Consider the following 25,275-nt stretch of genomic DNA (forward strand, 5'->3'; position numbering starts at 1 on the left):
CGCCACTCCGGCAAAAATCAGTTGCAGGGATTTACAAGACGTTGTTTTCTGCCCCGGAGCGTAATGAGAATGCCACCACTTTCGGGGTAAACAGGAAATATGCTGCGGCCACGGGAGGCAGGAGCATGGCCAACCCCAGCAGAATGTTTCCCTCGAGCAATGTTGAGACGGCTAAGGCCACCATCAACAACTGCCACACAAAGGCAGCGGAGCGTGTCCACCTGAATCCCCTGTAGACGTTCACGGCCACCAGGGCCAAACCTGCGGACAACGCCAAAAGCAAGACGATCAGAAAAACACCGCTGGCCAGGGAATGTGTTGGCGCCGTCGCCGCCAGGACGATGGACCAAGCGCCAAGGACACCCAGAACCAAGGCCTCGAGCGCAACAACGGCGGCAACCACAACAACTCCTGCAGGGCGGGAGTGCCCGTCGCCATGGAGTCCGCTGGCGCGGGGCTCGGAGGACTCGGGGTGGGGCTGGTCAGCGGGAGTCGCAGGATCGTTTTGCACAAGAGCACCCTATCGGAGTTTGCCGAGAGCTGGCCCAGTGTCGATGATTCATTGTGACGTATCGCTCACAGATATGAGCTAATAAATCATCTCTTACCCCTTGTTTACACAGAGTTAACATGACAGGCTTAAGTCAATGACCTAGAGGGCCCATAGCGGGCCCTTTCTTATGTGGCCCTACGTGAATTCTTTCACAAAATGCCTCCCGTTCTAAAAGGAGTGAGTGATCAGCATGGACTGGCGTAGTCGCGCAGCCTGCCTCGACAAAGATCCGGAATTGTTTTTCCCGGTCGGAAACACGGGCCCTGCCTTGTTGCAAATCGAGGAAGCAAAAAGCGTATGTCGTCGCTGTCCAGTGGTCGACACTTGCTTGAAGTGGGCCATTGAATCTGGACAAGATGCAGGTGTTTGGGGTGGCTTGAGCGAGGACGAGCGCCGCGCCATGAAGCGCCGCGCAGCTCGCGCCCGTCGCGCCAGCTAGCCCCAGCTTTTTCCAACTGACCCGCAGAAAACGGCGAAAATCACGTTGAAAACGTGTTTTTTCGCCGTTTTCTGCGGGTCAGTTGTTTAATGGCGGCTGAAGAGGGCCATTTGCAGCGTCACCACTGTACCGCCGCCCTCCCGCGGTGACCATTCGATGGTGCCACCGAGTTCGCTGGTCACCAGGGTCCGCACAATCTGCAGCCCCAGTCCTTCGGCGATGTGGCCCTGCGGCAGACCCACGCCATCGTCTGCTATGCCCACTGTCAGCGCGTCGTCATCTGAGTCATTCTTGTAGCGGTGGGCTGTCAGCCACACCGTTCCCCCGCGGTCCTGCAGGCCATGTTCAACAGCGTTGGTGACGAGTTCATTGATCACCAACGCCAGGGGGGTGGCGAAATCGCTGGGCAACTCACCAAAGGCGCCTTCGCGTTCGGTGCGGACCCTTTGCGACGGCGAGGCCACCTCGGCAGAAAGTCTGAACTGCCTGTCGATCAGCTCGTCAAAGTCAACATTCTGTGCCAGCCCTTGGGACAAGGTTTCGTGCACCAGGGCAATGGTTGCCACCCGGCGCATGGCCTGCTCCAGGCCCTGCTTGCCTTCCTCGCTGTGCATGCGCCTGGACTGCATCCGCAAAAGCGCCGCCACCGTCTGCAGATTGTTCTTCACCCGATGGTGGATCTCGCGAATGGTGGCGTCCTTGGTGACGAGTTCCTGCTCCCGGCGTCGAAGTTCAGAAACATCGCGGCACAACACCAATGCCCCAAAACGTTCCGTCCCGTCGCGCAGGGGAATGGCGCGCAGGGACAAGCTCACCCCGCGGGATTCTATCTCCGTCCGCCACGGCATGCGCCCTGTCACAACCAGCGGCAGGGACTCATCGACCATCCGGCGGTCCTTGAGCAGCCCTGTGGTGACTTCGGCCAGGGAACGGCCCTCCAGTGACTCCCCATCTCCCAGCCTGCGGAAAGCCGAAACGCCGTTGGGGCTGGCGTACTGGACAATACCGTCCACATCCAGCCGCAGCAGCCCATCGCCCACACGCGGGGCACCACGGCGTGAACCCGTGGGTGAGGCAAAGTCAGGCCAGAGGCCTAAGGTTCCCATCTTCAAGAGGTCATAGGCGCACTGGCGGTAGGTCAGCTCCAGCCGTGACGGCATCCGCGAACTGGAAAGATCCATGTGGGTGGTAATGACGGCAAGTGTCCGGCCATTGCGCACCATGGGAATGGCTTCAACACGCATCGCCATGTCAGAGTTCCAAATTTTGGTCTCATGGGAGCGCTCAATGTTTTGACTAGCCGACGCTGCCCGCACCAGGGGGTCAAGCTCGGGCTGAATCGGATCACCCACAAAGTCTGCATGAAACATGGTGTGGGAGGTAGACGGGCGCACATGGGCAAGGGCCACGTACTCCTGGTTCTCGGACGGGAACCACAGGACCAGGTCGGCAAAGGACAAATCGGCGATCATCTGCCAGTCGCCCACCAGCAGGTGCAACCATTCGGCGTCGCCCGGGCCCAGTTTTGAACTGTCCCTAATCATGTCGGCAAAGACTGCCATGTGGGCTCCTTATAGATGGGTGGCTGTGCCCGCTGCTCATGCAGCGGGCACAGCACTGACCGTTGGATCTGCGCAGCTGCTAACGCCGCACGATCGAACGCAAGAGCCTCAATGCTACCGACAATGACGCCATATCGTCTTGTTCGAGTTCATTGACCTCTTCAAACATGCGCACGGCCCGGGCCAACTGTTCCTGGTTTTGCGCCTCCCAGGTCTGGATCCGCTCCATGTACGGGGTGCCGCTCTCGGTGCTGGCCATGACGTTGCTGGTCATGTCCGCCGTTGTGGCGTACAGGTCATCGCGCAACGCGGCACGGGCCAAGGCCTGCCACCTGTCGTTGCGCGGCAACGCTGTGATGCGTTCGAGCAAGGCGTCCACGGCGTACCGGTTGTACAGCGCGTAGTACACGCTGGCCACGGCGTCTTCTGGTTCAGCCAGGAATTCGCTCACCTTTGCCACATCCAGGAGCGGGAACGTCTCAAAGAGTTCAGCCCAGCGCCGGCCCAGGTCTGCCGGCATGTCAAACGCTTCGGCTCTGTTGCGCCACGTCTGGACGCGCTCCACATCAACGCCTTGGAAGAAGTCCTCCATGTGGGTGCCCAAGGTGCTGACCACAGGCTTGAAGCGGTTGACCACGTCGTCGATGTTGTGCGCGGTGATGCCTTCATTGACGAGCCAACGGACGGCACGGTCCAAGAGCCGTCGCATGTCCAGATGCACCGCTGACCACTGCTCCGTGGAGAAGCTTGGCGGCAACTCGCGCAGCGCACTGCTCATGGCAGCAAAATCAAAGATCTCATGCAAGGCAACGAACGCCTTGGCGATGACTACTTCAGTGGCTGAGGATTCTTCCATGGCGCGGAAGGCAAAGGTGATGCCACCCAAATTAACCATGTCGTTGGCCACCACTGTGGCAATGATTTCCTTGCGCAGCGGGTGGGTGTCCAGCTCAGCGTCAAAGCGTGCCGCCACTTCGGCCGGGAAGTAGCTGCGCAACGTCTTCTTGAACCAGGGGTCCTCGGCCAGGTCGCTGTTGCTCAGCGCCTTGGCCAATTCCATCTTGGCGTAGGCCAGCAAAACTGCGAGCTCAGGCGATGTCAGGCCCTGCCCTGTTGCCAGGCGTTCGCGCAATTGTGCGTTGCTGGGCAATGCTTCCAGTTCCCGGTCCAGCTCTGCATGCTCGTCAAGCCAATCCATGAAGCGTTCAAAGCTGGGGCTCCACTCCACCACACGCTGGCGGTCATTGAGCAGGAGAATGTTTTGCTCAATATTGTCTTCCAGCACCAGGTGCCCAATTTCATCCGTCATGGACATGAGGAAATCGGTGCGTTCGGCAGGATCCAATTTCCCTGCCGCCACCATGCGGTCAACGAAGATTTTGATGTTGACCTCATGATCAGAGCAATCAACACCGGCGGAGTTGTCAATGGCATCGGAATTGAGGATGACCCCGTGCAAGGCAGCCTCCACACGACCGCGCTGGGTCATGCCCAGGTTGCCACCCTCACCGATCACCTTGACTCGCAGGCCAGCGCCGTCAACACGGATGGAATCGTTGGCCTTGTCCCCCACTTCGGCATGGGTTTCGGTGCTGGCCTTGATGTAGGTGCCAATGCCGCCGTTGTACAGCAGGTCAGTGGGCGCCAGCAAGATGGCGCGCAGCAATTCCGGCGGACTGAGCTTGACCGTGCCCTCGGGCAGGCCGAGCGCTGAGCAAACTTCTTCAGAGACGGGGATGGACTTCAGCAAGCGTGAGTACACTCCGCCGCCCTTGCTGATCAGTTCCGGGTTGTAGTCCTGCCATGACGAACGGGGCAGATCGTAGAGCCGCTGGCGCTCATCAAAGGAAATGCCGGCAGCAGGGTTGGGGTCAAGGAAAATATCCCTGTGGTCAAAGGCCGCCACCAGCCGCACGTGGCGGGTGCGCAACAGTCCGTTGCCGAACACGTCACCTGACATATCGCCCACCCCAACTGCCGTGAACTCCTGGGTTTGGGTGTCGACGCCGAACTCGCTAAAGTGCCGCTTGACCGACTCCCAGGCACCGCGGGCGGTGATACCCATGGCCTTGTGGTCGTAACCGACCGAACCGCCGGAGGCGAAGGCGTCACCCAGCCAGAAATTGTACTCAGCCGAGATCGCATTAGCCGTGTCGGAGAAGGACGCGGTGCCCTTGTCCGCGGCCACCACCAGGTACGTGTCATCGCCGTCGTGGCGGACAACGTTTACCGGCGGGACCACAACTTCACCGGCGTCGGATGTCACCAGGTTGTCCGTGACATCCAGCAAGCCGCGAATGAACGTTTTGTAGCTCTCCTGGCCTTCAGTGATCCAGGCGCCGCGGTCAACCGCAGGGTTGGGCAGCTGCTTGGCGAAGAACCCGCCCTTGGCTCCGGTGGGCACAATCACCGCGTTCTTAACTGTCTGAGCCTTGACCAAGCCCAGCACCTCCGTGCGGAAGTCCTCACGGCGATCGGACCAGCGCAGGCCGCCACGAGCCACCTTGCCAAAGCGCAGGTGCGTGCCTTCAACGCGTGGGGAGTAAACCCAGATTTCAAACATGGGCCGCGGCGCTGGCAGACCCTCAATGGTTGCCGGGTTGAGCTTCATGCTCAGGAAGTCGCGGTTCCGGTAGTAGTTGGTGCGCAGGGTGGAATCCAGCAGGTTGGTGAAGGTGCGCAGAACACGGTCCGCATCCAAGGTGGGCACATTCTCCAGCGCCGTATTGAGCCGGACATGAATCTCGCCCAGCATCTCTGGGCGGGCCGCGTCCTCGATGGCTGGGTTGAAACGGGCCTCAAACAACTCAACCAGGCCGCGGGTCACGTCAACGTTTTGCAGGAGGGTGGCGGCAATGAAACCGTAGGAGTTGGCATTGCCCATCTGGCGCATGTACTTGGCGTAGGCGCGCAAAATCACGATCTGCCGCCATTGCATGCCTTCGCTGAGCACCAAACGGTCAAAGGGATCGGATTCGCTTTGGCCCGTGATGGCTGCCCCAAAAGCCGCCGTGAGCAGTTCCGCCGTTGCCAGCGGGTCCACACCTGCCGGGTACTTCAGGCCAAGGTCGTACAGGAAAAAGTCACGCTTGTCGGCGGTTTCAATCTCGAAGGGCCGCTCGTCAAGAACTTCCAGGCCAAGGTTGTGGAAGAACGGCAGAATCTTGGTGAGGCTCTGGGGATGGGCCATGAAGAGCTTGACACGGGCGTCTTCCTCCAACGTTTCCGAGGTCCCCGCCGGCAGGTAGACCTGCATGCCGGGTGCGCATTGGGCGGGGCTCAAGCCAGCGGCAATGACTTCCTTGTAGCTGGCGTCGAATTCCTCAAAGCTGGCAATATCGGCGAGGGCGTCCTCGACCTCGAAATCAATGCGGTAGCTGGGCGGGAACGCCTCCGACCACTTGGGCACCAAACGGTCTGCAACTTCCAGTGGCTGCGTTTCGCGCAGTATCTGGGCAATACCTTCGGGCCATGATCGGGCCGCGCGCACCAGGCGCTGTTCCAGTTCGGCAACCTGCAAATCCTCGGGCACCAGGTATTCCTTGGGCAGCCGGATGCGGAAGAACAAGCGGGCCAGCGCCGATTCACTCATCCGCGCCTCAAAGTCAATGGCAACGGCACCAAAGGTGCTCGTGAGCTCCTGCTCGATGCGATGGCGCACCGCCGTGGTGTACCGATCACGCGGGATGTACACCAATGCAGACATGAATCTGCCGTAGATGTCGGGGCGCAGGAACAGCCGTGTTCGACGGCGTTCGGCCAGACGCAGGATGCCGTTGGCGATCTCGATCAGGTCAGGAATCTCGATCTGGAACAGTTCATCACGCGGGTAGGTTTCCAGAACGGCAAAGAGGTCCTTGCCGGAGTGCGAGTTGGGAGGGAAGCCGAAATGGCGCAGAACGGCATCGACTTTTTCACGGACCACGGGAATGTTGCGCACAGAACCCGTGTAAACAGCGGAGGAGAACAGGCCGATGAAGCGTTGCTCACCGTTGACGTTTCCCTGGGCATCAAAGGACTTGATGCCGATGTAGTCCAGATACGCGCCGCGGTGCACCGTTGAGCGCGAGTTGGCCTTGGTGATGACCAGGACACGCTTTTCGCGGGCCTTGCGCTGGCCGGTGATGGTCAGGTGTTGCACGGAGACGTGGTTGGCATCTTCCCGCAACAAGCCCAAGCCGCTGCCTTCACGGTTGACCAGGACATCTTCGCCGTCTTGCTTGGACAGATCGTATTCGCGGTAGCCCAGGAAAGTGAAGTTGTCGGCTTCCATCCAGTGGAGAAGATCTTCGGCCTCGCGCAGGTCCACCAAGGACTCCCCGGCCAGCACAGTTGCCAGGATTTCGGCGCGGCTCAGCGCCTTCTCCCGCATGGCTGGCCAGTCCTCAACAGCCGAGCGCACATTGGCAAGGACCTTGTTCAGGCCAGCCAGCAATTCCTGTTTGGCGGCGTCGTCCGTCTTGGGAATTTCAACGGTTATCCAGGACTCAAGGAATGAGGCATTGTCCCCGTCGCCGAGCAGATGGGAAATATTGGGCATGGCCGAGGTGTCGCCGCTGGCAATGCCGGTATGGGTGGGCACCTTTGTCACGGAGGTCATGGCGTTGCTGTTCTTATCGCGCGACACCACAAATACGGGGTGGGTGACCAGATGGATGGCTAGCTTCTGCCGCACCAGCTCTGCGGTGACGGAGTCCACAAGGAACGGCATGTCATCGGTGACGATATACACCACGCTGGCATCATGCTCATCAAGAATTTCCACATTGGCTTGGCTGGGGGTCCGCTTAGCCGCCAAGGCCTGGTGCGCGAGCGCCCTTGCCTCCAAGACTGCCGGCTCATAGAGAGCAGCGTCCTCGGCAGAAAGTTGCACAAAGTAGTCATCGATAAATGACTGGCCGCCAACCCGGTGTGAATCCTTGAAAGGCTCGGGGTTGGATGAGTGCGATGACATAAAATAACGCCTCCGTCAAAGAGAAAAGATCGCTTCTTTGCGACCGTACACCTGAGCCTAGCCCTGAACTTCAAGCTTCGCTGTGGCGTTTCTTACAGCACTTTCCGGGTTTCGCTGGACAGCTGCACAACTGAGGCCGAGAATGGCCTTGCGCAATGGCGCGTCGGGAGCAATCTCTTGCAGCAGCCTCCCCTCCAACAGGGCCTTGTCCGTCAGTTCGGGCTCCCATGGCAGGAAATGCTTGATGGCCAGGGTTGGCCCAAAGCGTTCCCATGCCTGGGCAAGGGCCCTCTCCGGCGCTCCGCCCACAGCCCTGCGGCGGACCTTGTTGACCACCACGCGAACATCTGTCGCGGGGCATTGGTGGGCCAGCTCGGCCAAGCCCCGAATGAGGCGTGGAATCCCCACCGGGTCAGCATTGCCCAGTGCGTAGATGATGTCCGCCTGGCTCAAGACCATCAAGGTCGCAGCATTGCGCCGCGGCGCCACGGTGTCGTAGCTCAGTTCTTCATCGCTCTCCAGCGAAAAACCACAATCCACAACGACAAGATCAGCCATCTCCTTGGCACGCAGAAGTACACGCTGCACAGCAGCAGCCCGCAATTCCGGCCACCTGTCTGGGCGGGTAAGCCCCGTCAGGAGTGAAAAGGTTCCTGAAGAAAAGACGACCTGGGTGGAAATTTTGGACAACTGTGCACTGCTTAGCTGACCTTGATCTGCTGCCCTGCAGGCTTGGGCAAAGGAGGCAGACTCATCCAGCAGTCCCAGCGCCGCAGCAACGCTTGCCCCAAAACTGTCAGCATCTATCAGCATGACCGAGCGACCGGCGGCTGCCTGCTCCGCGGCAACGTTGATGGCCACAGTGGTGCGTCCTGGCGATCCGATGGGGCCCCACACGGCCACCAGCGTGCCGCTGCCATGCGGAAGCGAAGCTCCGGCGTTTACTGCCAGTGGGCCTACTTTTGCTTGGCTCCGACTGCTTTGCCACGGGATTCCATCCCTGTGCAGCCGGGCCCGAACTTTGGCCGCCAGTCCCGCTGGCAGCTGTCGGGGTCCGCCAGCCGGTGTGGCTTGCCCATCTAGGCTTTCCGCGTCCAGGCGTGAAGGCACGTCGTGAGGCGCCGCCTGGTGCGGCCGAGCTGTGCGCTCGGGCGAGGAAAGTGGCCGGTTCTGCTGTGGGGGCCTTTGATCCGGGCCCATCGCAGCATCGCCGCCTGGTGCCGACTCCGTCATTTCTGATCTTGGAACGGTTGGGGCCGCGGGCTCTCCTGCCCCTTCCAGAGCTTCCCCGGCGAAAACAGGCCCAGTACCGCCCGTGGCAAGGGGTCCGATGTCGAACGTGGGCTGCAGCTCCAGGAGCCCACCGTCAAGGTCAGGGGTGGCCGGGACAGCATAGCCCGTGGAGAGGTGGTGACGCGTGCTCTCGACGGTCGCCAGCACCGCCGCACTCAATGACTCTACGGTGACGTTTCCAGGCACAACGGCTGCTCCCATGCTGTGCAGGCGGCGGGCGTCTTCGGGCGTTTCCGCAACGGCCACCACACTGACGCCCACTGCCGCGAGCCTGTCCACCAGCGTCGCAGTCAAGTCGCCTGCGCACTGGGCCACCACAGCCACCTGGGCCAGCCCGCTCTGGCAGGCGGCCAGCAGCTGCGCCAGTTCTGGGCATCGCCGGACAATGTTCAGCAATCCCCGGCGCGCTGCAAGCTGGTCTATGACGCCCGTTGCGGTGTCGCCCACTGATACGACGCTCACAACGTTCATTGCGCGGCCCCGGGATTCCACACCACGGAGACTTTGGCTTTGTTGGCCACGGCACTGAGGAATTTTGGCATTTGAGCATCGCTTACCAACACCATGATCTGCATGTACTTGCCCGAACCCAGTGACCCGGAGGCAACATTGAGCGCGGCAACTTCGGCCCCTGGCAACATCAGGACGGGGGCCTGAAAGCCGTTGCGCTCATCCGGGAGAGCAACCCAAACATCAACGTAGGAGCCCACCACCACCTCCTTGGGCAGGGGTTCGCTGACTGTCACGGGTGCGGGTTTGCGGTCCAGGGCATCCGTTTGCCCAATGCTGGACCGGGCAACAAGTTCACCCTTGGGCACCATCCGCACGGCCACACTATTTTCGCCCAGAACCACCTCCGGGTTCAGGTACTTCCCGCCCACATCACCGAGTTGAACGTGAACAATGTTGAACGATTCGGGCGTGATCTTCTGCCCCACCACCAGGGCGTCCTTTGCGGCATACACTGGCACCGTTTTGCCGGCGTTGCCAACAAGTGCCACAACACCGGCCACTGAGGCCAAAACCAGGAGGATGCCTATCAAGAGCCGGGGATCCTTCCATGAGGGCTTGCTCAACCGTGCGGCCTGCCCCTGCGCTTCCAAAGCCATGGTTCCTCCCCGTAACGGAACGTTCCACCAGGAAAGTCCAGGTACGCCTCAAAAGATGCGCGAACCCATGCCCTGTAGGGAGCGTTGTGTACCTATTTCTACAACCGATGGGCGCGTGGTGAAACCCCCTTACGCGAAAATGCCCCTAATCTGTGGACAACTGGGCAGCGGATGGCACCAACACCTTGGAAACCATGGGAAAACCTTAATAAACCTCGTCAAACAAGACCAAAGGATGGATAATGAGTGCATGCCTCGATTCCTCACTTTGGCTGATGTTGCCGAACAGCTGCAGATTTCCGCCGCCGCATGCTACGCGCTGGTCCACAGTGGCGAGCTGCCGGCATTTCAAATTGGTGGCCGTGGGCAATGGCGCGTGGACGAAGCAAAATTTGAACAGTTCATCGACGACCGTCACGCAGCAGCCCGGGCGATGCTCGCCTCGGAGAACCCCGCGTCAAGCTCCCGCTAGTTCCTCGGTCACGGCTAAAACTCGTTGTCGGCGGCCGAGACGATGGACACTAGGCTGCCCAAGGGAACCACAACATTGCCTTGCCGATTCCCACGGTCCCGGCTGACGCCGTCGGCCAATTGCATGAGCTGCACATAGTCGGCACCCACTTGATCAAGCACCCCGCGAATACTGGCGGGATGCGCCGTATCCAGGTCAAGAACCACTGCCGAGCGATTTCTTGCCAACATCCGCAGCGCGGCAGCGAGCGAGTACTGGATTTTGCTTGCGGCCCGCGCACGCTGGGTTCCCAGCCCCTGAACCCGCGACACCTTGGCCAGCGGGAGCACAACCGAGCGATTGTCCTCACTCAGCAATATCCATTGCGGCTCAACTCTTTGCACTTCGCCGTGAAATGCAGTCCCATTGCACATGGCGAGCGAAATCTGTTGTCCCACCGAACCCCTCAATGCCTCGGCCAACGTCAGCTGTGACGCCTCCACCCGGGCCAACTCGTTGACGTGCCGCTCCAGATCCAGCTGGTTGGCCTCATGCCACTGAGCTTCCAAGTCGCCAAAAAGTAGTTCCCACCGCATGGCGTCACGCTAGGCGCAGGGCCGCCATGCCGTCAAGTTGTCGACGCGACTCATCTAAAGTGCTCGCGAATTGGGGTGCATGCCCCAGGTGGCTTTGCGCCTGCGCGTTGCCAGCTGCTTCGCTTGCGCAGGAATGACACTGGCGCAGTGCCAGCACCCCCGCCCACGCATAGCCGAAGTTAACTTTGGTCATGCGCACGCCGCGGTGCTGGCGCTGCGCATCATGCGCAGATGAAGGCCCGGGCAGCGGCCACGACAAGCCACACAGCAATGAATTCGCGAGCAACTTGAGATGACGCACCACGGGACGTGTGCAGTCGCGGCAGTTGTTGAGTTGTTCACAATTTTCCCGCCACCTCTGGACACGCGGCATTAATGAGTTCAAAATGAGTTCAAGGTGTTTATATGTAGTCAAACAGGGTCAAACAAGTTCAAAGGAGAGCTTCGTTGAAACGACAGACACGAGCCGACCTGGCCATGACAGCGGCAATTCTGTTTCTCGGCGCATCACTGGTGTTTAGTGGAGTCTCACTGGTGCGGCTTCGCGACAGGAACGGCGGGTGGACGCAGCCGCTGGATCTGGCGGAACTGTTGGGCGTGGCTGGAGCCGGTGCGGGCATCGCGCTGCTGTGTTGGTGGCTCCTTGCCATGACGTGCGCGTGCGTGTCCGCCGTGGCCCACGTCCGGGGAGAAACTAAAGTGGCAGCTTTTACGGCAAGCTGCTCGCCGGCATTCATGCGACGGGTGGTCACCGCCGTAGTGGGACTGAATCTTCTGGCCACACCATTACTTGCGGCCGCAGAAGCGCCCGGGGTTGACCCGCTCTGGCGCACCGAAACGGTGGCGGATGCTCCAACCCCCAGCCCGGCCGGGCCCGGTGCAGACATTCTCCCGACGGTTTCGGCGCCACCCATAGAACCGCAATGGATCCCGCGCACACCGGAAACCGCCCCCGACCTTTTGATCCGTCCGTCAACCCGGCCGGCCACAGAACCAGCTGGCGCAGGGATCGATGCCGAGGACCCGACGCAAAACTCCCCCTCGGCCCAGGCACCGCACAACAACAGTGACTTGGACGTGGTAGTCAAGAGCGGTGACAGCCTGTGGTCCATAGTGGCCGCTGCGCTGGGGCCTTTTTCGACCGACATGGAGGTGGCCCAGGCCTGGCCGCGCTGGTACAGCGCCAATCGAGACACCATCGGATCCGACCCCAATTACATTCTTCCCGGACAAGTACTGCATGCACCGTCCAGTTACTAGCACTTGGCATCACAACCCTGCCAACCACGCAGGGCGCGGCACGTTGGGTTCACAAGTAGAGGAGCACCCCATGAGTACAGCAGCCATCCCCCGCACCACAGCCGAGTCCACAGTCCTGGTGGTCAAACCGGTTCCGTTGTTGGAGCCCCTGGACGAGCCGGGCGGGACTGTTGTGAAGATGCCGAGCCGAATCCGGCAAGGAACGGCCCAGCTCTCCCCGGCTGGAACAGTGCCAGCCACAAAGGTGCAGGCACTGGACCCGGAGGCTGCGGAGCGCGCCACCGTGGCGGCCATGTCCGGGCGGATCGCCCAGTCCGCTGTGGAAGTGCTCAACGGTGTCAGAAGCGTCCACCAGTTGTCCCGATGGCTCGATGCACGCTGCATGAGTTCATTGACAACCCGGGCCCGGCTTCATGCGGAGGCCTGCAAGGCCGTGGCACGGCGTGGCAGCCATGAAGCACTGGAAAACAACGTCCACCTGCTGCACCCCCAGCCCGTGGTTCATTCAGTCCACTGCAGTTGCATCTCCCCCGGGATCTTTGAAACAGCTGTGGTGATTGCCGACAGGACACGATTCCGTGCCATGGCAATGCGCTTCGAACTCAGCCACGGCCTCTGGAAGGTCACAGCACTTCGCATCGGGTAAGCGCCGCCGCGTTTGGGGACAACGTCTGGGTACAACAATGGCGGCCCGCACGCGAGCCGCCATTGTATCTAAAGCAGTGAAAGCAGACACCTAGTTCATGCGGTTAGCGCTTTTTCTTGCCCTTGTTTTTGTTGCCAGCACGCTTGGCCGACGGCGGCAAGCCACCGGCGCTGCGGCGCTCAACGTGCGTTTCCACGCCACCTTGTTCGTCAGGGGCCGTGAATCGCAGCTGGGCAGGCTTTGCGGGGGCTTCCAAACCGGGAGCGGTGATGCGCGGAGCCACAGCGCCGCCGGCACCCTCGGATCCTGCGCCAGCAACACGGTCCATCAAGGCCGAAGGCTGGTCGGCGACCACGCCGACAGCAGTTGCCGGAGCGTTCTCCACCTGAACTTCCAGGTTGAACAGGAAGCCAACGCTTTCCTCACGGATGGCAGCCATCATGGACTGGAACATCTCATAGCCCTCACGCTGGTACTCCACCAAGGGGTCACGCTGGGCCATGGCGCGCAAGCCAATGCCCTCCTTGAGGTAATCCATCTCGTACAGGTGTTCTTGCCACTTGCGTCCCACCACGGAGAGCACCACGCGGCGTTCCAGCTCACGCATGGTCTCCGCACCCAGGGCAGCTTCACGTTCCTGGTAGGCAACGCGGGCATCCGAGAGCAGCTCGGTCTTGAGCGTCTCGGCGGTGATGCGGCCTATTCCGCCGGCTTCTTCACCGATCTCATCGACGGTCACAGTGACGGGGTAGATGGTGCGCAGGTTGGTCCACAGTGCGTGGAAGTCCAATTCGCCTGCCTGGGCCTGTCCCAACGACGCGTCGATGATCTCGTTGACGGTGTCCTCAAGGAAGTGCTGGACCTTTTCGTGCAGGTCGCCACCTTCCAAAATCCGGCGGCGGTCGCTGTAAATGGCTTCGCGCTGGCGGTTCAGGACGTCGTCGTACTTGAGCACGTTCTTGCGCTGCTCAGCGTTGCGGCCCTCAACCTGGCCCTGGGCCGAGGCAATCGCCTTGGACACCAGCTTGGACTCCAATGCCACATCATCGGGCATCGAGGAACGCGACATGAGACGCTCGGCGGCACCAGAGTTGAACAAACGCATCAAGTCATCTGTCAGCGACAGGTAGAAACGGGACTCACCCGGGTCGCCCTGACGGCCCGACCGGCCTCGGAGCTGGTTGTCGATGCGGCGTGATTCGTGACGCTCGGTGCCCAAAACGTACAGGCCACCAGCTTCCAACACTGCCTCGTGCTCGTCCTTGACGGCCAGCTTGGCTTCCTCGAACGCGTCGTGCCAGGCTGCCTCGTACTCTTCCGGAGTCTCCTCCGGGTCAAGTCCGCGCGCGGCCAATTCGGCAACGGCGTTGAACTCGGCGTTTCCACCGAGCATGATGTCAGTTCCGCGGCCTGCCATGTTGGTGGCAACGGTGACGGCTCCACGGCGGCCAGCCTGAGCCACAATGGCGGCTTCACGGGCGTGGTTCTTAGCGTTCAGGACCTCGTGCTTGACGCCGGCTTTTGCCAGTTTCTTGGAGAGGTACTCGCTCTTTTCAACGCTTGTGGTGCCGACCAGGACCGGCTGGCCCGTTTCGTGGCGTTCCACAATGTCAGCCACAACGGCGTCGAACTTCACTACCTCGTTCTTGTAAACCAAGTCGGGCTGGTCAACACGCTGCATGGACTTATTGGTGGGGATGGGAACAACACCCAGAGAGTAGGTTCCCATGAACTCGGACGCCTCAGTCTCGGCAGTACCAGTCATGCCGGAGAGCTTCTCGTACAAGCGGAAGTAGTTCTGCAAGGTCACTGTGGCCAAGGTCTGGTTTTCAGCCTTGATCTCCACACCTTCCTTGGCTTCAATGGCCTGGTGCATGCCCTCGTTGTAGCGGCGGCCAGCAAGAATACGACCGGTGTGCTCATCAACAATGAGAACTTCGCCGTCCATGATGACGTAGTCCTTGTCGCGCTTGAACAGTTCCTTGGCCTTGATGGCGTTGTTCAGGAAACCGATCAGCGGCGTGTTGGCAGATTCGTAGAGGTTGGTAATGCCCAGGTAGTCCTCAACCTTTTCGATGCCTTCCTCAAGGACGCCCACGGTGCGCTTCTTCTCATCAACTTCGTAGTCCTCGTCGATGTTCAGGCGCAGCACCACCTTGGCGAACTCGCCATACCAGCGGTTGGCATCGCCGGAGGCCGGACCGGAAATGATCAACGGCGTACGGGCCTCATCGATGAGGATGGAGTCAACTTCATCCACAATGGCGAAGTTGTGGCCGCGCTGGACCAGCTCATCCTTGCTCCACGCCATGTTGTCGCGCAGGTAGTCAAAGCCAAATTCGTTGTTGGTGCCGTAGGTGATGTCCGCGGCGTACTGGGCGCGGCGTACTGCGGGATCCTGGTTGGAAATGATGCAACCGCTGCTCTGACCCAGGAACCTAAACACGCGGCCCATAAGATCGGACTGGTACTCCGCCAGGTAGTCGTTGACCGTGACCACGTGGACGCCCTTGCCGGTGAGCGAGTTCAGGTAGGCCGGGGCTGTAGCCACCAGGGTTTTACCTTCACCAGTTTTCATCTCGGCAATGTTGCCCAGGTGCAGTGCTGCTCCACCCATGAGCTGAACACGGAAGTGGCGCAGGCCCAGGGTGCGGGAGGATGCTTCGCGCACGGCGGCAAAAGCCTCCGGCAGCAGGTCATCGAGAGTCTCACCATCTTCGTGGCGTTGCTTGAGCTTGTCTGTTTCCTCGCGCAGCTCAGCGTCGGTGAAGGTCTGGAAGGGCTCCTCCAGCGAATCAATGGCGTCAGCAAGCACATTGAGTCGTTTAAGCGTTTTGCGATCGCCTGTACGAAGAACCCGTTCAAGAAGTGATGGCACGAAATTGCTCCCAATCTGTTGCACCTAAAAGTGGCGTGTTCAGTCTACGTGAGAAGACGCAGAGCGCACTGCCAGTTATTGCAAGGCCGCCCTCAGTGTCGCGGCCAAGTCCCCATGGTCAAGGACGACGACGGCGCCAAGTCCCAGCCATTGGGCCATCAGTTCCAGCTCGGTGGCCAAGTGATGGGCGGTATCTGCGGGCGCATCGGCTTCGGCAAAGGCGCCACGAACCATGAGAACACCCGCTTGCCGGTCTGCTTTGAGATCCACCCGGGCCACGATGTTCTCGCCCAGCAGAAACGGCAAGACGTAATATCCATACTTTCGCTTGTGTTCGGGGGTGTAGATTTCCAGCCGGTAGTGAAAGTTGAAGAGCCGCTCCAGCCGCCTGCGCTCAAAGACCAGCGAATCAAAAGGACTCAATAAGGCCTGGCCTGTTGCCTTGCGCGGCGTTCTGACTGTGGCATGCACATAGGTGGGCTCGGGCCAGCCAACCACCGTGACAGGTGTCAACTCCGACGCAGCCACAAGTTGTTTCACTGCGTGTTCGGCTGCCTTGGGTGGGAGCCGGAAGTAGTCGGCAAAGCATCTGGTGGTGCCGATGCCGTGGGCTTGGGCTGCTGCGGATATGAGGCGTGTGAGGGATTCCTCCTTGATTGCAGAGTCCACGGCCTCCCCCGGAGCCCACTGGCCCCGCCGGGCCGGCGGCAAAATCTTTTCAATGAGTGAGTACCGGCGTTCGAATTGTTCATTGCGCGAGGCAACGCCCACTACGCCGCGCTCAAAGAGTCCTTCAAGGGCTCGTTTTACCGCGCTCCAGTTCCAGCCCCAGTGATCCTTGCTCACTGTTTCTTCATGGCCAATTCTGGCCTTGATCTCCCGGGCCGTCAGGGGGTTGCTGTGCGCCAGAACCTGCAGGATGCTTGCTTCGAGAGTTTCCCGAAGCCCTGTCTCCATGGCGGCAGAGCCCACCCAGCGCCGGTTTTGCCAGGGCCGCAAATCATGAAAATGCTCCGGGCGGATGAAGCTTGCCTCATGGGCCCAGTACTCCATCAGCTTCCTTGGGGACCTCCCCGCCAAAGAATTGAGCACGGCGGTGTCGTAGGGCCCCAGCCGCGAAAAGAAGGGCAGGTAGTGGCTGCGGGAGAGAACGTTGACGGAGTCAATTTGAACCAGCTGGAGTTGCGCAAAAGTCCGGCCCACCTCCCGTGCTGTGACGGGTTGGGCGGACCGGACGCTTGCAAGTCCCTGAGCCTTGAGTGCAATGCGCCTGGCCTGCGAGAGGCTCAGCCTTGCACCCATAAATTCTGCTCCTTGACTTTGTGCGGACTACAGTGCCGACTTCGGCTCACTATGAGTCCGGTGGAATTGCCTAGACGCGGGCTGGCTCATCCGGTGACCGGTAGGCCGAGATCTCTTCCAGAACATCGGCGTTGTCATCGAGGGAGATGACACCGTAGGTCCACCCCTTGCGGCGGTAGACCACCGAGGGGATGCCGGTTGCGGAATCGATGAAGAGGTAGAAGTCGTGACCCACCATTTCCATGTTGTCCACGGCATCATCGAGGGACAATGCTGTGGCGGGGAAAACCTTGCGACGGATCAGCACGGGCGAATCACCCGCGGGGATGTCGTTTTCGATCTCGTACGGCAGCTTTTCCGGAACCGCAACAGGGACGCTCTGTGCGTAGATTGGCTCGGTACTGCTCACGGGAGTCAGTGAACCTGTGGCCTCGTTGACTGCAACGGGAGCGTGCCGGCCGTGGTGGACCTTCTTCTTGTCCTTGGCGCGGCGGAGTCGTTCCAGCAGCTTCCCGTAAGCCAGATCAAAAGCTGCGAACTTGTCGGATGCGGCGGCTTCGGCGCGGATCACGGGGCCTCGGCCCAGAACCGTCAACTCAACTGTTAGAGGAGTGTCTGCTGTGCGGGCCTTGCTCTCCTTGGAAACCTTCACGTCGACCCGCTGGACCTTGTTGGCCAGCTGTTCGATCTTTGTGAGCTTCTCGCCAGCGTATTCGCGGAATCGGTCCGAAACGCTCAAGTTGCGACCGGTGATCATGAACTCCATGGTGCCCTCCAAATATCTTCGGTGACACGGCGGCCGGCTAGCATTTGGCGCTACATTCCAGACCGCCGACGGGCGGTTTCCTCTCGGAAGAGGTACCCGTTCACTCACGTTAGTTCACTGCATGGCTTTATTCATCTTTTGTTCAAGTAAATTTTCATTCGAGTCGTTCTCGGGGGACTAATTCGTGCCCACCCTCGGGTGCCCGTGCTGCCGCCAGCACCACCCCTGCATACACGCTCAGGCCCGTATTCTCCAGTGTTTTGACGGCTTCTTGCAACGTTGAGCCTGTGGTCAGCACGTCGTCAACCACCACCACCAGAGCTTCGTCAGGGTTCGCTCTGAGCCAAACATGGCGCAGCTTCCTGCGCCGTATTTTCATAGTGTTACGTACGTTGCGCCGCCGTTCCGCCCGGCCCAAACCCTTCTGGTGGCGCCTTCGCCAGGGCGGCTTTGCCTTGATGCCCAAAAGAGGCATTATTGCCGTCTGGGCAGGCAACCTGCCCTCGTGCTCCATGGCCCGCAGAATCATCGCCACAGGGTCATATCCGCGGCGCCGCCATCCGCTGCCGGTGCTGGGCACGGGCACCACGACGAGCATTCTGGTGGTGGGCGGATCCACCGAGTCGAGCAGGGCACTCATGGCACGGGACATGGCGCGGCTCAAGGGTGCCGCCAGCTCGGTGCGCCCATGGTTCTTGAACGCAAGGATGGTCTCAGCCAGGGCGTCCCGGTACACGCCCGCCGCCACGACGGGCAAAAGCGAACGCCCCATTACTCCCACCAGCGCATCTGCGCGTTGCTCTGCCCGAAAAGGTTCAGCCGTGTGCTGGCGCAGCACGGCGGAACACGCCGGGCAGAGCGCTTGATCCTCCCTACCACACACCACGCATTCAGCCGGCAGGATCAGGTACAGGAAATCCCGCCAGGCAGATTCGCCCCACAACCACAGCCGCATCCACAGCCGGCCAGCTGGCGCCCTGTGCAATCCCGCCCTGGCGATCGGCGCACCCGGATTCTCCATGCACCCAGCATGGACCCTTGCGGCGGCCACGCGCCCCGATAGGGGGCCGCTTGTGGACACGCACGGCCGTGGCAGTGGCTGTGGATTACTGATGTGCCGGCGCCGGATCCAATCTTGGATGCCCCGGCCAGCACACTCCCCTAGCCGGAAAAGGAAGCTTGGCGAAGCTCTTTAGCCGCAACTTCCCAATGATTGCCCACGTTGCTGAAAATCTCGGTGGCTGTTTGGGCATGCACATTCCGCACGCCGGATCCGGCGCTGAGCCATTGGACCCCCTTGAGCGGATCCAATTGAAGGGGACTGCGCACCAGGTCCAAAAACTCCACGGTGACCAAATCGGCGGCCGAGGGTGCCATCACAGCAAGGGTTGACTCCCCCGCCCACACGCCCAGTGTTGCTGTTCCGCTGTGGGCGATGGCGATGGGGTCGGTGAGTTCCTTGGGCACATCACCGGATTTGAAGATGCCAGTAATGTTCACGGTACTCACACCGTTGGCCTGGGAAATCACCAAAGCCCGTGCACCGTCCCGCGAGATCCGCAGCGTGGTGACAGTCTGCCCCACCAACCACGGCACGGTGAGAATCACAGGCTTTCCCATGGTTCCGCCGTCGTCCGGGTTGATGGCGACCACCTCTCCCGAGCCGTCACCGGCGGCAGTCCAAACCCACCCGTTGGGTGCAAACGACGGCGCGGTGAGGGAATTCCCGGCCACCGCCACGGTGGGCTGCTTGCCGGGACTGACACTGTAAATCTGGTTGCCGGCTCCCGAGAGGAAAGCGAAGTTGTTTCCCGAGTAGGACATGGCAGGCGCCGAGGGCAGCAAACCGGCCACGGAGGGCATATTGGCAATGGGGGCAATTTTGGTGCCGTCGTAGGTAACCAGCTCGTTCTTGGCCAGCGCAATTTGGGTCGCTGAAACGGGCCTGTCGATGATCATCGGCAACACAGCCTGATCTGCTCCGCCCATGTCCACTTCACGGTCGTCAGCCAACAGCTGCAGCTCGGTGATGGTGTTCAAACTCTTTTGAAAAGTCATGAGCAGTTGGGTGTGCATTTGTTGGCGCTGCGCCACACTTGTTTCCAGCAAGGGCTGCGCCGTCAAACCGACCTTGGCAACGCCGTTGTTGACAGGCACCGAGTCCCGTTCCAGGGCAATGCCGCTGGGGAAGGCACTCACAACAGCCCCTTGCAAATAGGGGGCCGGCCCGTTGAGCATGGTCCTTACAATGGCTGTTGCCGTTCGCGATGTGCGCGAAGCCAACCACCGCACATCCGGCACACCGTAGGTGAAGGTGGGGTCGTAGAAGTACAGCGAGACGGGGCTAAAGAGTGTTTGGAACGTCGCTTCAGTCAGCAACAGGCCGTCGGGTGTTTCGGAAATGCGCCATTGTCCGGCAACCAGAACCATTTTGACCTCGACGCTGGTGGTGGCGCCCTCTGCCGCAGGGGTGCGAACTCCGTCGGCATCCACGGTTGAGAGCACATCCAAGGTCAAGACGAAACTGTCCTTCTCCGTTCCGGGCTTGGCGGAAAACGTGTCCTTGTAAATCACTGTTCGCTTGTCAGGGGCCCACGACTGCGCCAATCCTGGCGTCAAATACTGTCTGGCCACCTGAAAATCGTCTGAAATTCCTGTGCCAGATTCAATGAATCCACGAATGATGCTTTCCTGTGCCGCCCCGTCAACAGGTCCAAACTGCTGAAAATCGATGTTGACCGAATTGTCCCGCGGCGACAAGGGATCGCTCTTTCCCACGGGGCCATCGGTGGGAATGGTGGCGCACCCTGCCACGGCAAGGAGTAGGACGACGACGGCCATGGCCCACACGGTCATCGCCCGCTGCCGCTGTGCCCGTGCCAGGTGACGTTTTGTGCCCGTCGATGTTCTGCTCACTGTTCCGCCCTCTCCGATGCATTGCCGGAATCCTGCCCGGGGACCGACTTGAAGCTGCCCAGGGCGCCCACGACGCCGATGGATCCGGTGTGCGTCATGATGGGGCCCGTGGAAAGCGAGGGCGAAGTGCCTGCCTGCCCACCGCCGTCGGGCGGAAGCGGGACGGGTGAATGCGTGAGCACCCCACCGCGTTTACGTGGCAGGGTCAGACGGAAGCAGGATCCTTCGCCGGGGACCCCCCACGCTTCGAGCCAGCCGTCATGCAATCGGGCGTCTTCCATGGCAATGGAAAGACCCAGCCCGCTGCCGCCTGTTGTACGGGCCCGGGCAGAGTCGGCCCGCCAGAATCTGTCAAAGACGTGCCCCAAAGCCGAGGGCGACATGCCAATGCCGTAGTCTCGCACCGCCACCGCCACAGCAGTTTCATCGGCTGATACAAAGATCTTCACGGGGTTGCCTTCGCTGTGTTCCACCGCGTTGAGGACCAGGTTGCGCAAGATCCGATCGATCCGCCGTGAATCCATCTCAACAACACATTTGTGGTTGCGCAGCCGGGTCACCACCGACAACTCGGTTGAGTTGGCCTGCGCCACGGGAGTTGCGCCGTCGATCACGGAATGGATCACGGAGAAAATGTCCAGCGATTCCGCGTCCAGATCGGCCACGCCTGCATCAAAACGGGAGATTTCCAGCAAGTCCGCCAGCAAAAGCTCAAAGCGCTCCACCTGATGGAAGAGCAACTCCGAGGACCGCTTGTTGATGGGGTCAAAGTCGTCGCGGGCGTCATAGAGGACCTCGGCGGCCATGCGCACAGTGGTCAGTGGGGTGCGAAGCTCGTGGGAAACATCCGAGACGAAGCGCTGCTGCATGTCCGAGAGGGCGGCCAGGGCCGTGATCTGGTCCTGGAGCGAGGTTGCCATCTTGTTGAAGGAGGTAGCCAGCCTGGCCATCTCATCCTCGCCAGTGACCTGCATGCGTTCCTCAAGCTCACCGGCGGCCAATTTCTCGGAAACGGCTGCCGCCTGGCTGACGGGGTTCACCACTGTCCGGGTGACGTACCAAACGATGGCACCAATGAGCAGCAGCAAGATGCCGCCGGCAATCCACAGCACCGATTGAATATAGTTCAGTGTTACTTGCGCACTGTTGAGGTCATAGATCATGTACAGCTCGTAGTTGGTGTTGAGCAACTGAACCTGGCTGCCAATCACCACCGCCGGATGAACGTCAGCACTGCCTGTGGGCAGGGCTATGGACTGCCAAAACTGGCCGTCGGAATCCGCTTGGACGGCTTTGCGCAGCTCACTGGGAATGATGGCTGTGGTGACGCCGCCGGAATCCGCGGAACTGACTGCAAGCTTGCTGCTTTGGCCCGGAATCTTGACCATGAGGTACCTGCGGTTGTCGTCTGCACCGCCCACTTCCAACAACTTCAACGTGTCCCGCACATAGGTGGACACTCGCGGCTGATCACTCAGGCTCGCGTTGGAAAAATCTTCCTGGATCTGGGTTGCGCCCCTGGCCGATTCCTGTTGGGCCTGAATCAGGCGTTCCTTGAACAAGCCGTTGGAAATCTGGCCGGCCAAATAGCCACCCACACCCACCACTGCCACAGAAGCAATCAACAGGGTCGTCACCACCGTGCGGAACTGCAACGAGGTGCGCCATCGCCTGACCAAGGACCGCCGGACGTTTCCCGCACCACGAATGATCCGAGTCACGACCCTACGCAGGCCCTGTCCCACTTTGTGCAGAACGACGGCGGTCATGGCACGGGCAGGCAACGACTCCGTGTCCGTGTTCTCACCCGCCGCCACCGCAGCGTCGGCCGGGGTGGAAGCCGGGGTGGAAGCGGCGGGCTGAGTTCCGTCGTCGGGCATGGAATTGGCGTTATCCATGGCGCTCTCGACTGAACTGCTGCCGACGCCGTTGTGGTGGTGGCTGTGGTGGCTCATTGCGTTCTCACCGGCGTTGTACGCTATTCAGCGCTTACTGCCCGGCCTTGTAGCCAACACCGCGGACAGTCAAGACAACCTCGGGGGCTTCGGGGTCGCGTTCGATCTTCGAACGCAGGCGCTGGACGTGCACATTGACCAGGCGGGTGTCAGCGGCATGGCGGTAGCCCCACACCTGCTCCAGCAGGAGCTCGCGGGAAAATACCTGCCACGGCTTCCGGGCCAACGCCACCAGCAAGTCAAACTCCAGTGGCGTGAGCAGTATCCGCTCACCGGCGCGGCGGACGGCATGTCCGGCCACGTCAATGGTGATCTCACCAATAAAGAGCGTCTCGGGAGCCTTGACATCGCCAGGCCGCAGACGGGCCCGAACCCGGGCCACCAGCTCCGCCGGCTTGAACGGCTTGGCCACGTAGTCATCAGCGCCCGATTCGAGCCCGCGGACCACATCCGAGGTGTCCGACTTGGCCGTGAGCATGACAATGGGAACATCCGACTCGGCGCGGATCAGCCGGCAAATCTCAATCCCGTCAATTCCGGGCAGCATCAAGTCCAAGAGGACCAAATCCGGTTTGTTGGACTGGAATACCTCAAGTGCCTTGGCGCCATCAGCGCAAAAAACGGGGTCAAAACCGTCGTTGCGCAGCACGATGCCGATCATCTCGGCCAGTGCCTCGTCATCGTCAACAACTAAAATGCGTGCCTTCATAGTTCTATATTTGCCTATTACCTCCATATTGTCCCTATCGACGCTCCACAGCACGTGCCCCAGCTGTGGTTTTTCGGTCCAATTTGCTGCGGACAGGCTGTTTGCGGGCCATTTGTGGGCCGGTGCACCCACAATTGCCCGTGAGGTGCCGGGCGGGAAAGCGCAGATTGCAACAACTCTTTGGGCATTGCACACACCATTCACACGGTAATTGGTTATCTTCCCGATAGGGTTTGAAGATAGCCACTGAAGCATTGAAGTGCCTGGGCTGCACCACTCGTTGCCAGCGGGTGCACAGCCGCCACCGGAGCAGTGGATGATTTTTACTGGGGAAACTTTCAGGGAGCACAATGACGCACGAACCGCAGCAGCCACCCGTGGAGCCACAGGGTGACGGGCCACATGCCGGTCCCGGCCACGAGCCGGCTCCCCCGGTCGCTCCTTCGCAGCCCGCCGCCCAGCCTTGGCAGCAGCCTGTTCAGCCTGTTCAGCCTGTTCAGCCTGTTCAGCCTCAGGGACAGTACCCGCAAAGCCAGCCGCCGCAGTGGGGACAGTACGGCCAGCCCGGCCCACAGCAGCCCCCCTACGGCCAGCAACCCCAGTGGGGCCAATACGGCCAGCCCGCTCAGCAGCCCGGCCCACCCCACTATCCGGGACAGCCCGGCCCACAGCAGGCTTACTATCCGGGACAGCCCGGCCCGCAGCAGCCCCAGTGGGGCCAATATGGCCAACCCGCGCAGCAGCCCGGCGGCTACAACAACTACATGGCCCCTCCCAAGCCGGGCGTTATTCCGCTGCGCCCCCTGGGTGTTGGCGAGATTCTCGACGGCGCTTTTCAGGCTGCCCGCCGCAATGGCAAGGCCATGTTTGGCTCTGCCCTGATCTTCCAACTGGTGACAGTGGGAGTAACGCTGGCGGTCATGTTCTTGGCCCTGGGCCAGTTCATGACATTGTTCACGGACAGCAACTTCACCTTTGATGAAAACAATCCGCCAGAGTTCGAGTCGATGACGGGTCCGCTGATCACCTTCTCCGTCTCCATCTTGTTGACGGCGTTCCTCTCCACCGTGATTCAAATGATTTTGCAAGGTGCCCTGGTGATCCCGGTGATCCGCGCCGTGCTTAATCGCAGGACCTCGTTCGGGCAGATGTGGCGCCTGGCCAAGCCACGCATCGGCGCCCTGGTGCTGCTGGCGTTGCTGTATGCCGCCGCCATTCTGGTGGCCATTGTGCTGTACACGGCCATAGCTGTGGGATTGGTCATGGCGTTCGGCGCCAACAGCCCGGGCGCCGCGGTGGGCTTCTCCTTGTTGGCGATCCTGCCGTTCGTGGCAGTCGCTGTATGGATCGGCACCAAAATGTTGCTGGCCCCGGCCGCGATTGTGGTCGAGAACGTGGGTGTGTTGCAGGGCATCAAACGTTCGTGGGTGTTGACCAACGGGAACTGGTGGCGGACCTTTGGCACCTCGCTGCTGGCCGGTGTCATAGCAGCCGTGATCAGCGGGGTCATCACCACTCCGGTAAGCCTGATTACTTCCATGGTGATGCCGTTGATGACCATGGATCCCACCCCTGATCAATTGTTGACCCAAACACTCATAGCCCAGGCGATCTCCGGTGTCATTGGTGCGCTGGTAGGGGCCGTGACGCTGGCGTTCCAAACAGGTGTCATGGCCTTGATCTACGTTGACTTGCGGATGCGCCGGGACGGTTTCGACATTACGCTGCTCAAGGAATCCGAGTCAGGCAAGGACGACGGCGGTATCCCCGGCGCTCCCGTTCCCGCCACCATGGTCCCGGGACCCTCCGCAACGGGCGCCACCGGTGCAAGCCCCCAGGACGGCGGAGCGTACTTGCCGCCGGGAAACTACGGACAGTAGGTAGTT

20 protein-coding genes are annotated in these 25,275 nt (G+C 60.8%); 5 read left to right on the forward strand and 15 right to left on the reverse strand.

Going from position 1 to position 25,275, the window contains the following annotated elements:
• Positions 1-31: 31 nt before the first annotated feature.
• Positions 32-511 (reverse strand): hypothetical protein, encoded by a 480-nt coding sequence (locus CVS27_RS05240; protein ID WP_133159116.1) that lies wholly within the window; start codon positions 509-511, stop codon positions 32-34.
• 232 nt (positions 512-743) lie between these two features.
• On the opposite strand from CVS27_RS05240, the gene CVS27_RS05245 reads away from it, so the two are divergent.
• Complete coding sequence (locus CVS27_RS05245) at positions 744-992, forward strand: WhiB family transcriptional regulator (protein WP_103464761.1); 249 nt, start codon at positions 744-746, stop codon at positions 990-992.
• 86 nt (positions 993-1,078) lie between these two features.
• Here the strand turns inward: CVS27_RS05245 and CVS27_RS05250 are convergent, their stop codons facing one another.
• The 4 genes from CVS27_RS05250 to CVS27_RS05265 all read right to left on the reverse strand — a co-directional run bounded on the left by CVS27_RS05250 (position 1,079) and on the right by CVS27_RS05265 (position 9,910).
• Complete coding sequence (locus CVS27_RS05250; RefSeq protein WP_103464669.1) at positions 1,079-2,554, reverse strand: sensor histidine kinase; 1,476 nt, start codon at positions 2,552-2,554, stop codon at positions 1,079-1,081.
• 79 nt (positions 2,555-2,633) lie between these two features.
• The gene (locus CVS27_RS05255; RefSeq protein WP_103464670.1) at positions 2,634-7,508 is read right to left on the reverse strand and encodes an NAD-glutamate dehydrogenase; all 4,875 of its coding nucleotides are present in this window, start codon (positions 7,506-7,508) and stop codon (positions 2,634-2,636) included.
• 57 nt (positions 7,509-7,565) lie between these two features.
• Entirely contained in the window at positions 7,566-9,263 is a 1,698-nt protein-coding gene (locus tag CVS27_RS05260) for a CpaE/TadZ family protein (protein WP_133162879.1), read from the reverse strand.
• A 5-nt stretch (positions 9,264-9,268) separates the two neighbouring features.
• The gene (locus CVS27_RS05265) at positions 9,269-9,910 is read right to left on the reverse strand and encodes a hypothetical protein (RefSeq protein WP_103464672.1); all 642 of its coding nucleotides are present in this window, start codon (positions 9,908-9,910) and stop codon (positions 9,269-9,271) included.
• A 250-nt stretch (positions 9,911-10,160) separates the two neighbouring features.
• Between CVS27_RS05265 and CVS27_RS05270 the strand changes: the two genes are divergently transcribed.
• The gene (locus CVS27_RS05270) at positions 10,161-10,382 is read left to right on the forward strand and encodes a helix-turn-helix domain-containing protein (protein ID WP_103464673.1); all 222 of its coding nucleotides are present in this window, start codon (positions 10,161-10,163) and stop codon (positions 10,380-10,382) included.
• A gap of 14 nt (positions 10,383-10,396) precedes the next feature.
• Here the strand turns inward: CVS27_RS05270 and CVS27_RS05275 are convergent, their stop codons facing one another.
• Positions 10,397-10,957, reverse strand: a complete 561-nt coding sequence (locus tag CVS27_RS05275) for a hypothetical protein (RefSeq protein WP_103464674.1) — start codon at positions 10,955-10,957, stop codon at positions 10,397-10,399.
• A 4-nt stretch (positions 10,958-10,961) separates the two neighbouring features.
• Positions 10,962-11,150, reverse strand: a complete 189-nt coding sequence (locus CVS27_RS20485; protein ID WP_133162880.1) for a hypothetical protein — start codon at positions 11,148-11,150, stop codon at positions 10,962-10,964.
• A gap of 254 nt (positions 11,151-11,404) precedes the next feature.
• Between CVS27_RS20485 and CVS27_RS05280 the strand changes: the two genes are divergently transcribed.
• Positions 11,405-12,217: a LysM peptidoglycan-binding domain-containing protein gene (locus CVS27_RS05280; protein ID WP_103464675.1), complete on the forward strand. Its 813-nt coding sequence runs from the start codon at positions 11,405-11,407 to the stop codon at positions 12,215-12,217.
• A gap of 70 nt (positions 12,218-12,287) precedes the next feature.
• Positions 12,288-12,863 (forward strand): Rv3235 family protein, encoded by a 576-nt coding sequence (locus CVS27_RS05285; protein ID WP_103464676.1) that lies wholly within the window; start codon positions 12,288-12,290, stop codon positions 12,861-12,863.
• A gap of 103 nt (positions 12,864-12,966) precedes the next feature.
• On the opposite strand, the gene secA is transcribed toward CVS27_RS05285, so the two are convergent.
• The 8 genes from secA to CVS27_RS05325 all read right to left on the reverse strand — a co-directional run bounded on the left by secA (position 12,967) and on the right by CVS27_RS05325 (position 24,120).
• A complete protein-coding gene (gene secA, locus CVS27_RS05290) occupies positions 12,967-15,741 on the reverse strand; it encodes a preprotein translocase subunit SecA (protein WP_103464762.1) in 2,775 nt (924 codons plus the stop codon).
• Between the two features lie 75 nt (positions 15,742-15,816).
• Positions 15,817-17,043, reverse strand: a complete 1,227-nt coding sequence (locus CVS27_RS05295; RefSeq protein WP_103464677.1) for a winged helix-turn-helix domain-containing protein — start codon at positions 17,041-17,043, stop codon at positions 15,817-15,819.
• 70 nt (positions 17,044-17,113) lie between these two features.
• Entirely contained in the window at positions 17,114-17,809 is a 696-nt protein-coding gene (gene hpf, locus CVS27_RS05300; protein WP_103464678.1) for a ribosome hibernation-promoting factor, HPF/YfiA family, read from the reverse strand.
• Between the two features lie 154 nt (positions 17,810-17,963).
• Positions 17,964-18,830 carry a ComF family protein gene (locus CVS27_RS05305; protein ID WP_103464679.1) on the reverse strand — a complete coding sequence of 289 codons (867 nt, stop codon included), beginning with the start codon at positions 18,828-18,830 and terminating at the stop codon, positions 17,964-17,966.
• A gap of 140 nt (positions 18,831-18,970) precedes the next feature.
• On the reverse strand, positions 18,971-20,725 hold the full coding sequence (locus tag CVS27_RS05310; RefSeq protein WP_133162881.1) for an LpqB family beta-propeller domain-containing protein: 1,755 nt from the start codon (positions 20,723-20,725) through the stop codon (positions 18,971-18,973).
• Entirely contained in the window at positions 20,722-22,680 is a 1,959-nt protein-coding gene (gene mtrB, locus CVS27_RS05315; RefSeq protein WP_243399857.1) for an MtrAB system histidine kinase MtrB, read from the reverse strand. The genes CVS27_RS05310 and mtrB overlap by 4 nt, the downstream gene beginning before the upstream one ends.
• A 34-nt stretch (positions 22,681-22,714) precedes the next feature.
• The gene (gene mtrA / locus CVS27_RS05320) at positions 22,715-23,389 is read right to left on the reverse strand and encodes an MtrAB system response regulator MtrA (RefSeq protein WP_103464681.1); all 675 of its coding nucleotides are present in this window, start codon (positions 23,387-23,389) and stop codon (positions 22,715-22,717) included.
• A gap of 338 nt (positions 23,390-23,727) precedes the next feature.
• Positions 23,728-24,120: a hypothetical protein gene (locus tag CVS27_RS05325; protein ID WP_103464682.1), complete on the reverse strand. Its 393-nt coding sequence runs from the start codon at positions 24,118-24,120 to the stop codon at positions 23,728-23,730.
• A 33-nt stretch (positions 24,121-24,153) separates the two neighbouring features.
• Between CVS27_RS05325 and CVS27_RS05330 the strand changes: the two genes are divergently transcribed.
• The gene (locus CVS27_RS05330; RefSeq protein WP_103464683.1) at positions 24,154-25,269 is read left to right on the forward strand and encodes a DUF7847 domain-containing protein; all 1,116 of its coding nucleotides are present in this window, start codon (positions 24,154-24,156) and stop codon (positions 25,267-25,269) included.
• The last annotated feature ends 6 nt before the right edge of the window (positions 25,270-25,275 follow it).

The organism is Arthrobacter glacialis (genome assembly GCF_002909445.1).
GTDB lineage: Bacteria > Actinomycetota > Actinomycetes > Actinomycetales > Micrococcaceae > Specibacter > Specibacter glacialis.

Excerpts from the sequence above, each read along its gene's own strand:
- CVS27_RS05245 (WP_103464761.1), top strand. The coding sequence starts at position 744 with ATGGACTGGCGTAGTCGCGCAGCCTGCCTCGACAAAGATCCGGAATTG.
- CVS27_RS05250 (WP_103464669.1), bottom strand. The coding sequence starts at position 2,554 with ATGGCAGTCTTTGCCGACATGATTAGGGACAGTTCAAAACTGGGCCCG.
- CVS27_RS05255 (WP_103464670.1), bottom strand. The coding sequence starts at position 7,508 with ATGTCATCGCACTCATCCAACCCCGAGCCTTTCAAGGATTCACACCGG.
- CVS27_RS05265 (WP_103464672.1), bottom strand. The coding sequence starts at position 9,910 with ATGGCTTTGGAAGCGCAGGGGCAGGCCGCACGGTTGAGCAAGCCCTCA.
- CVS27_RS05270 (WP_103464673.1), top strand. The coding sequence starts at position 10,161 with ATGCCTCGATTCCTCACTTTGGCTGATGTTGCCGAACAGCTGCAGATT.
- CVS27_RS05275 (WP_103464674.1), bottom strand. The coding sequence starts at position 10,957 with ATGCGGTGGGAACTACTTTTTGGCGACTTGGAAGCTCAGTGGCATGAG.
- CVS27_RS20485 (WP_133162880.1), bottom strand. The coding sequence starts at position 11,150 with ATGACCAAAGTTAACTTCGGCTATGCGTGGGCGGGGGTGCTGGCACTG.
- CVS27_RS05285 (WP_103464676.1), top strand. The coding sequence starts at position 12,288 with ATGAGTACAGCAGCCATCCCCCGCACCACAGCCGAGTCCACAGTCCTG.
- CVS27_RS05295 (WP_103464677.1), bottom strand. The coding sequence starts at position 17,043 with ATGGGTGCAAGGCTGAGCCTCTCGCAGGCCAGGCGCATTGCACTCAAG.
- hpf (WP_103464678.1), bottom strand. The coding sequence starts at position 17,809 with ATGGAGTTCATGATCACCGGTCGCAACTTGAGCGTTTCGGACCGATTC.
- CVS27_RS05305 (WP_103464679.1), bottom strand. The coding sequence starts at position 18,830 with ATGGAGAATCCGGGTGCGCCGATCGCCAGGGCGGGATTGCACAGGGCG.
- mtrB (WP_243399857.1), bottom strand. The coding sequence starts at position 22,680 with ATGAGCCACCACAGCCACCACCACAACGGCGTCGGCAGCAGTTCAGTC.
- mtrA (WP_103464681.1), bottom strand. The coding sequence starts at position 23,389 with ATGAAGGCACGCATTTTAGTTGTTGACGATGACGAGGCACTGGCCGAG.
- CVS27_RS05330 (WP_103464683.1), top strand. The coding sequence starts at position 24,154 with ATGGCCCCTCCCAAGCCGGGCGTTATTCCGCTGCGCCCCCTGGGTGTT.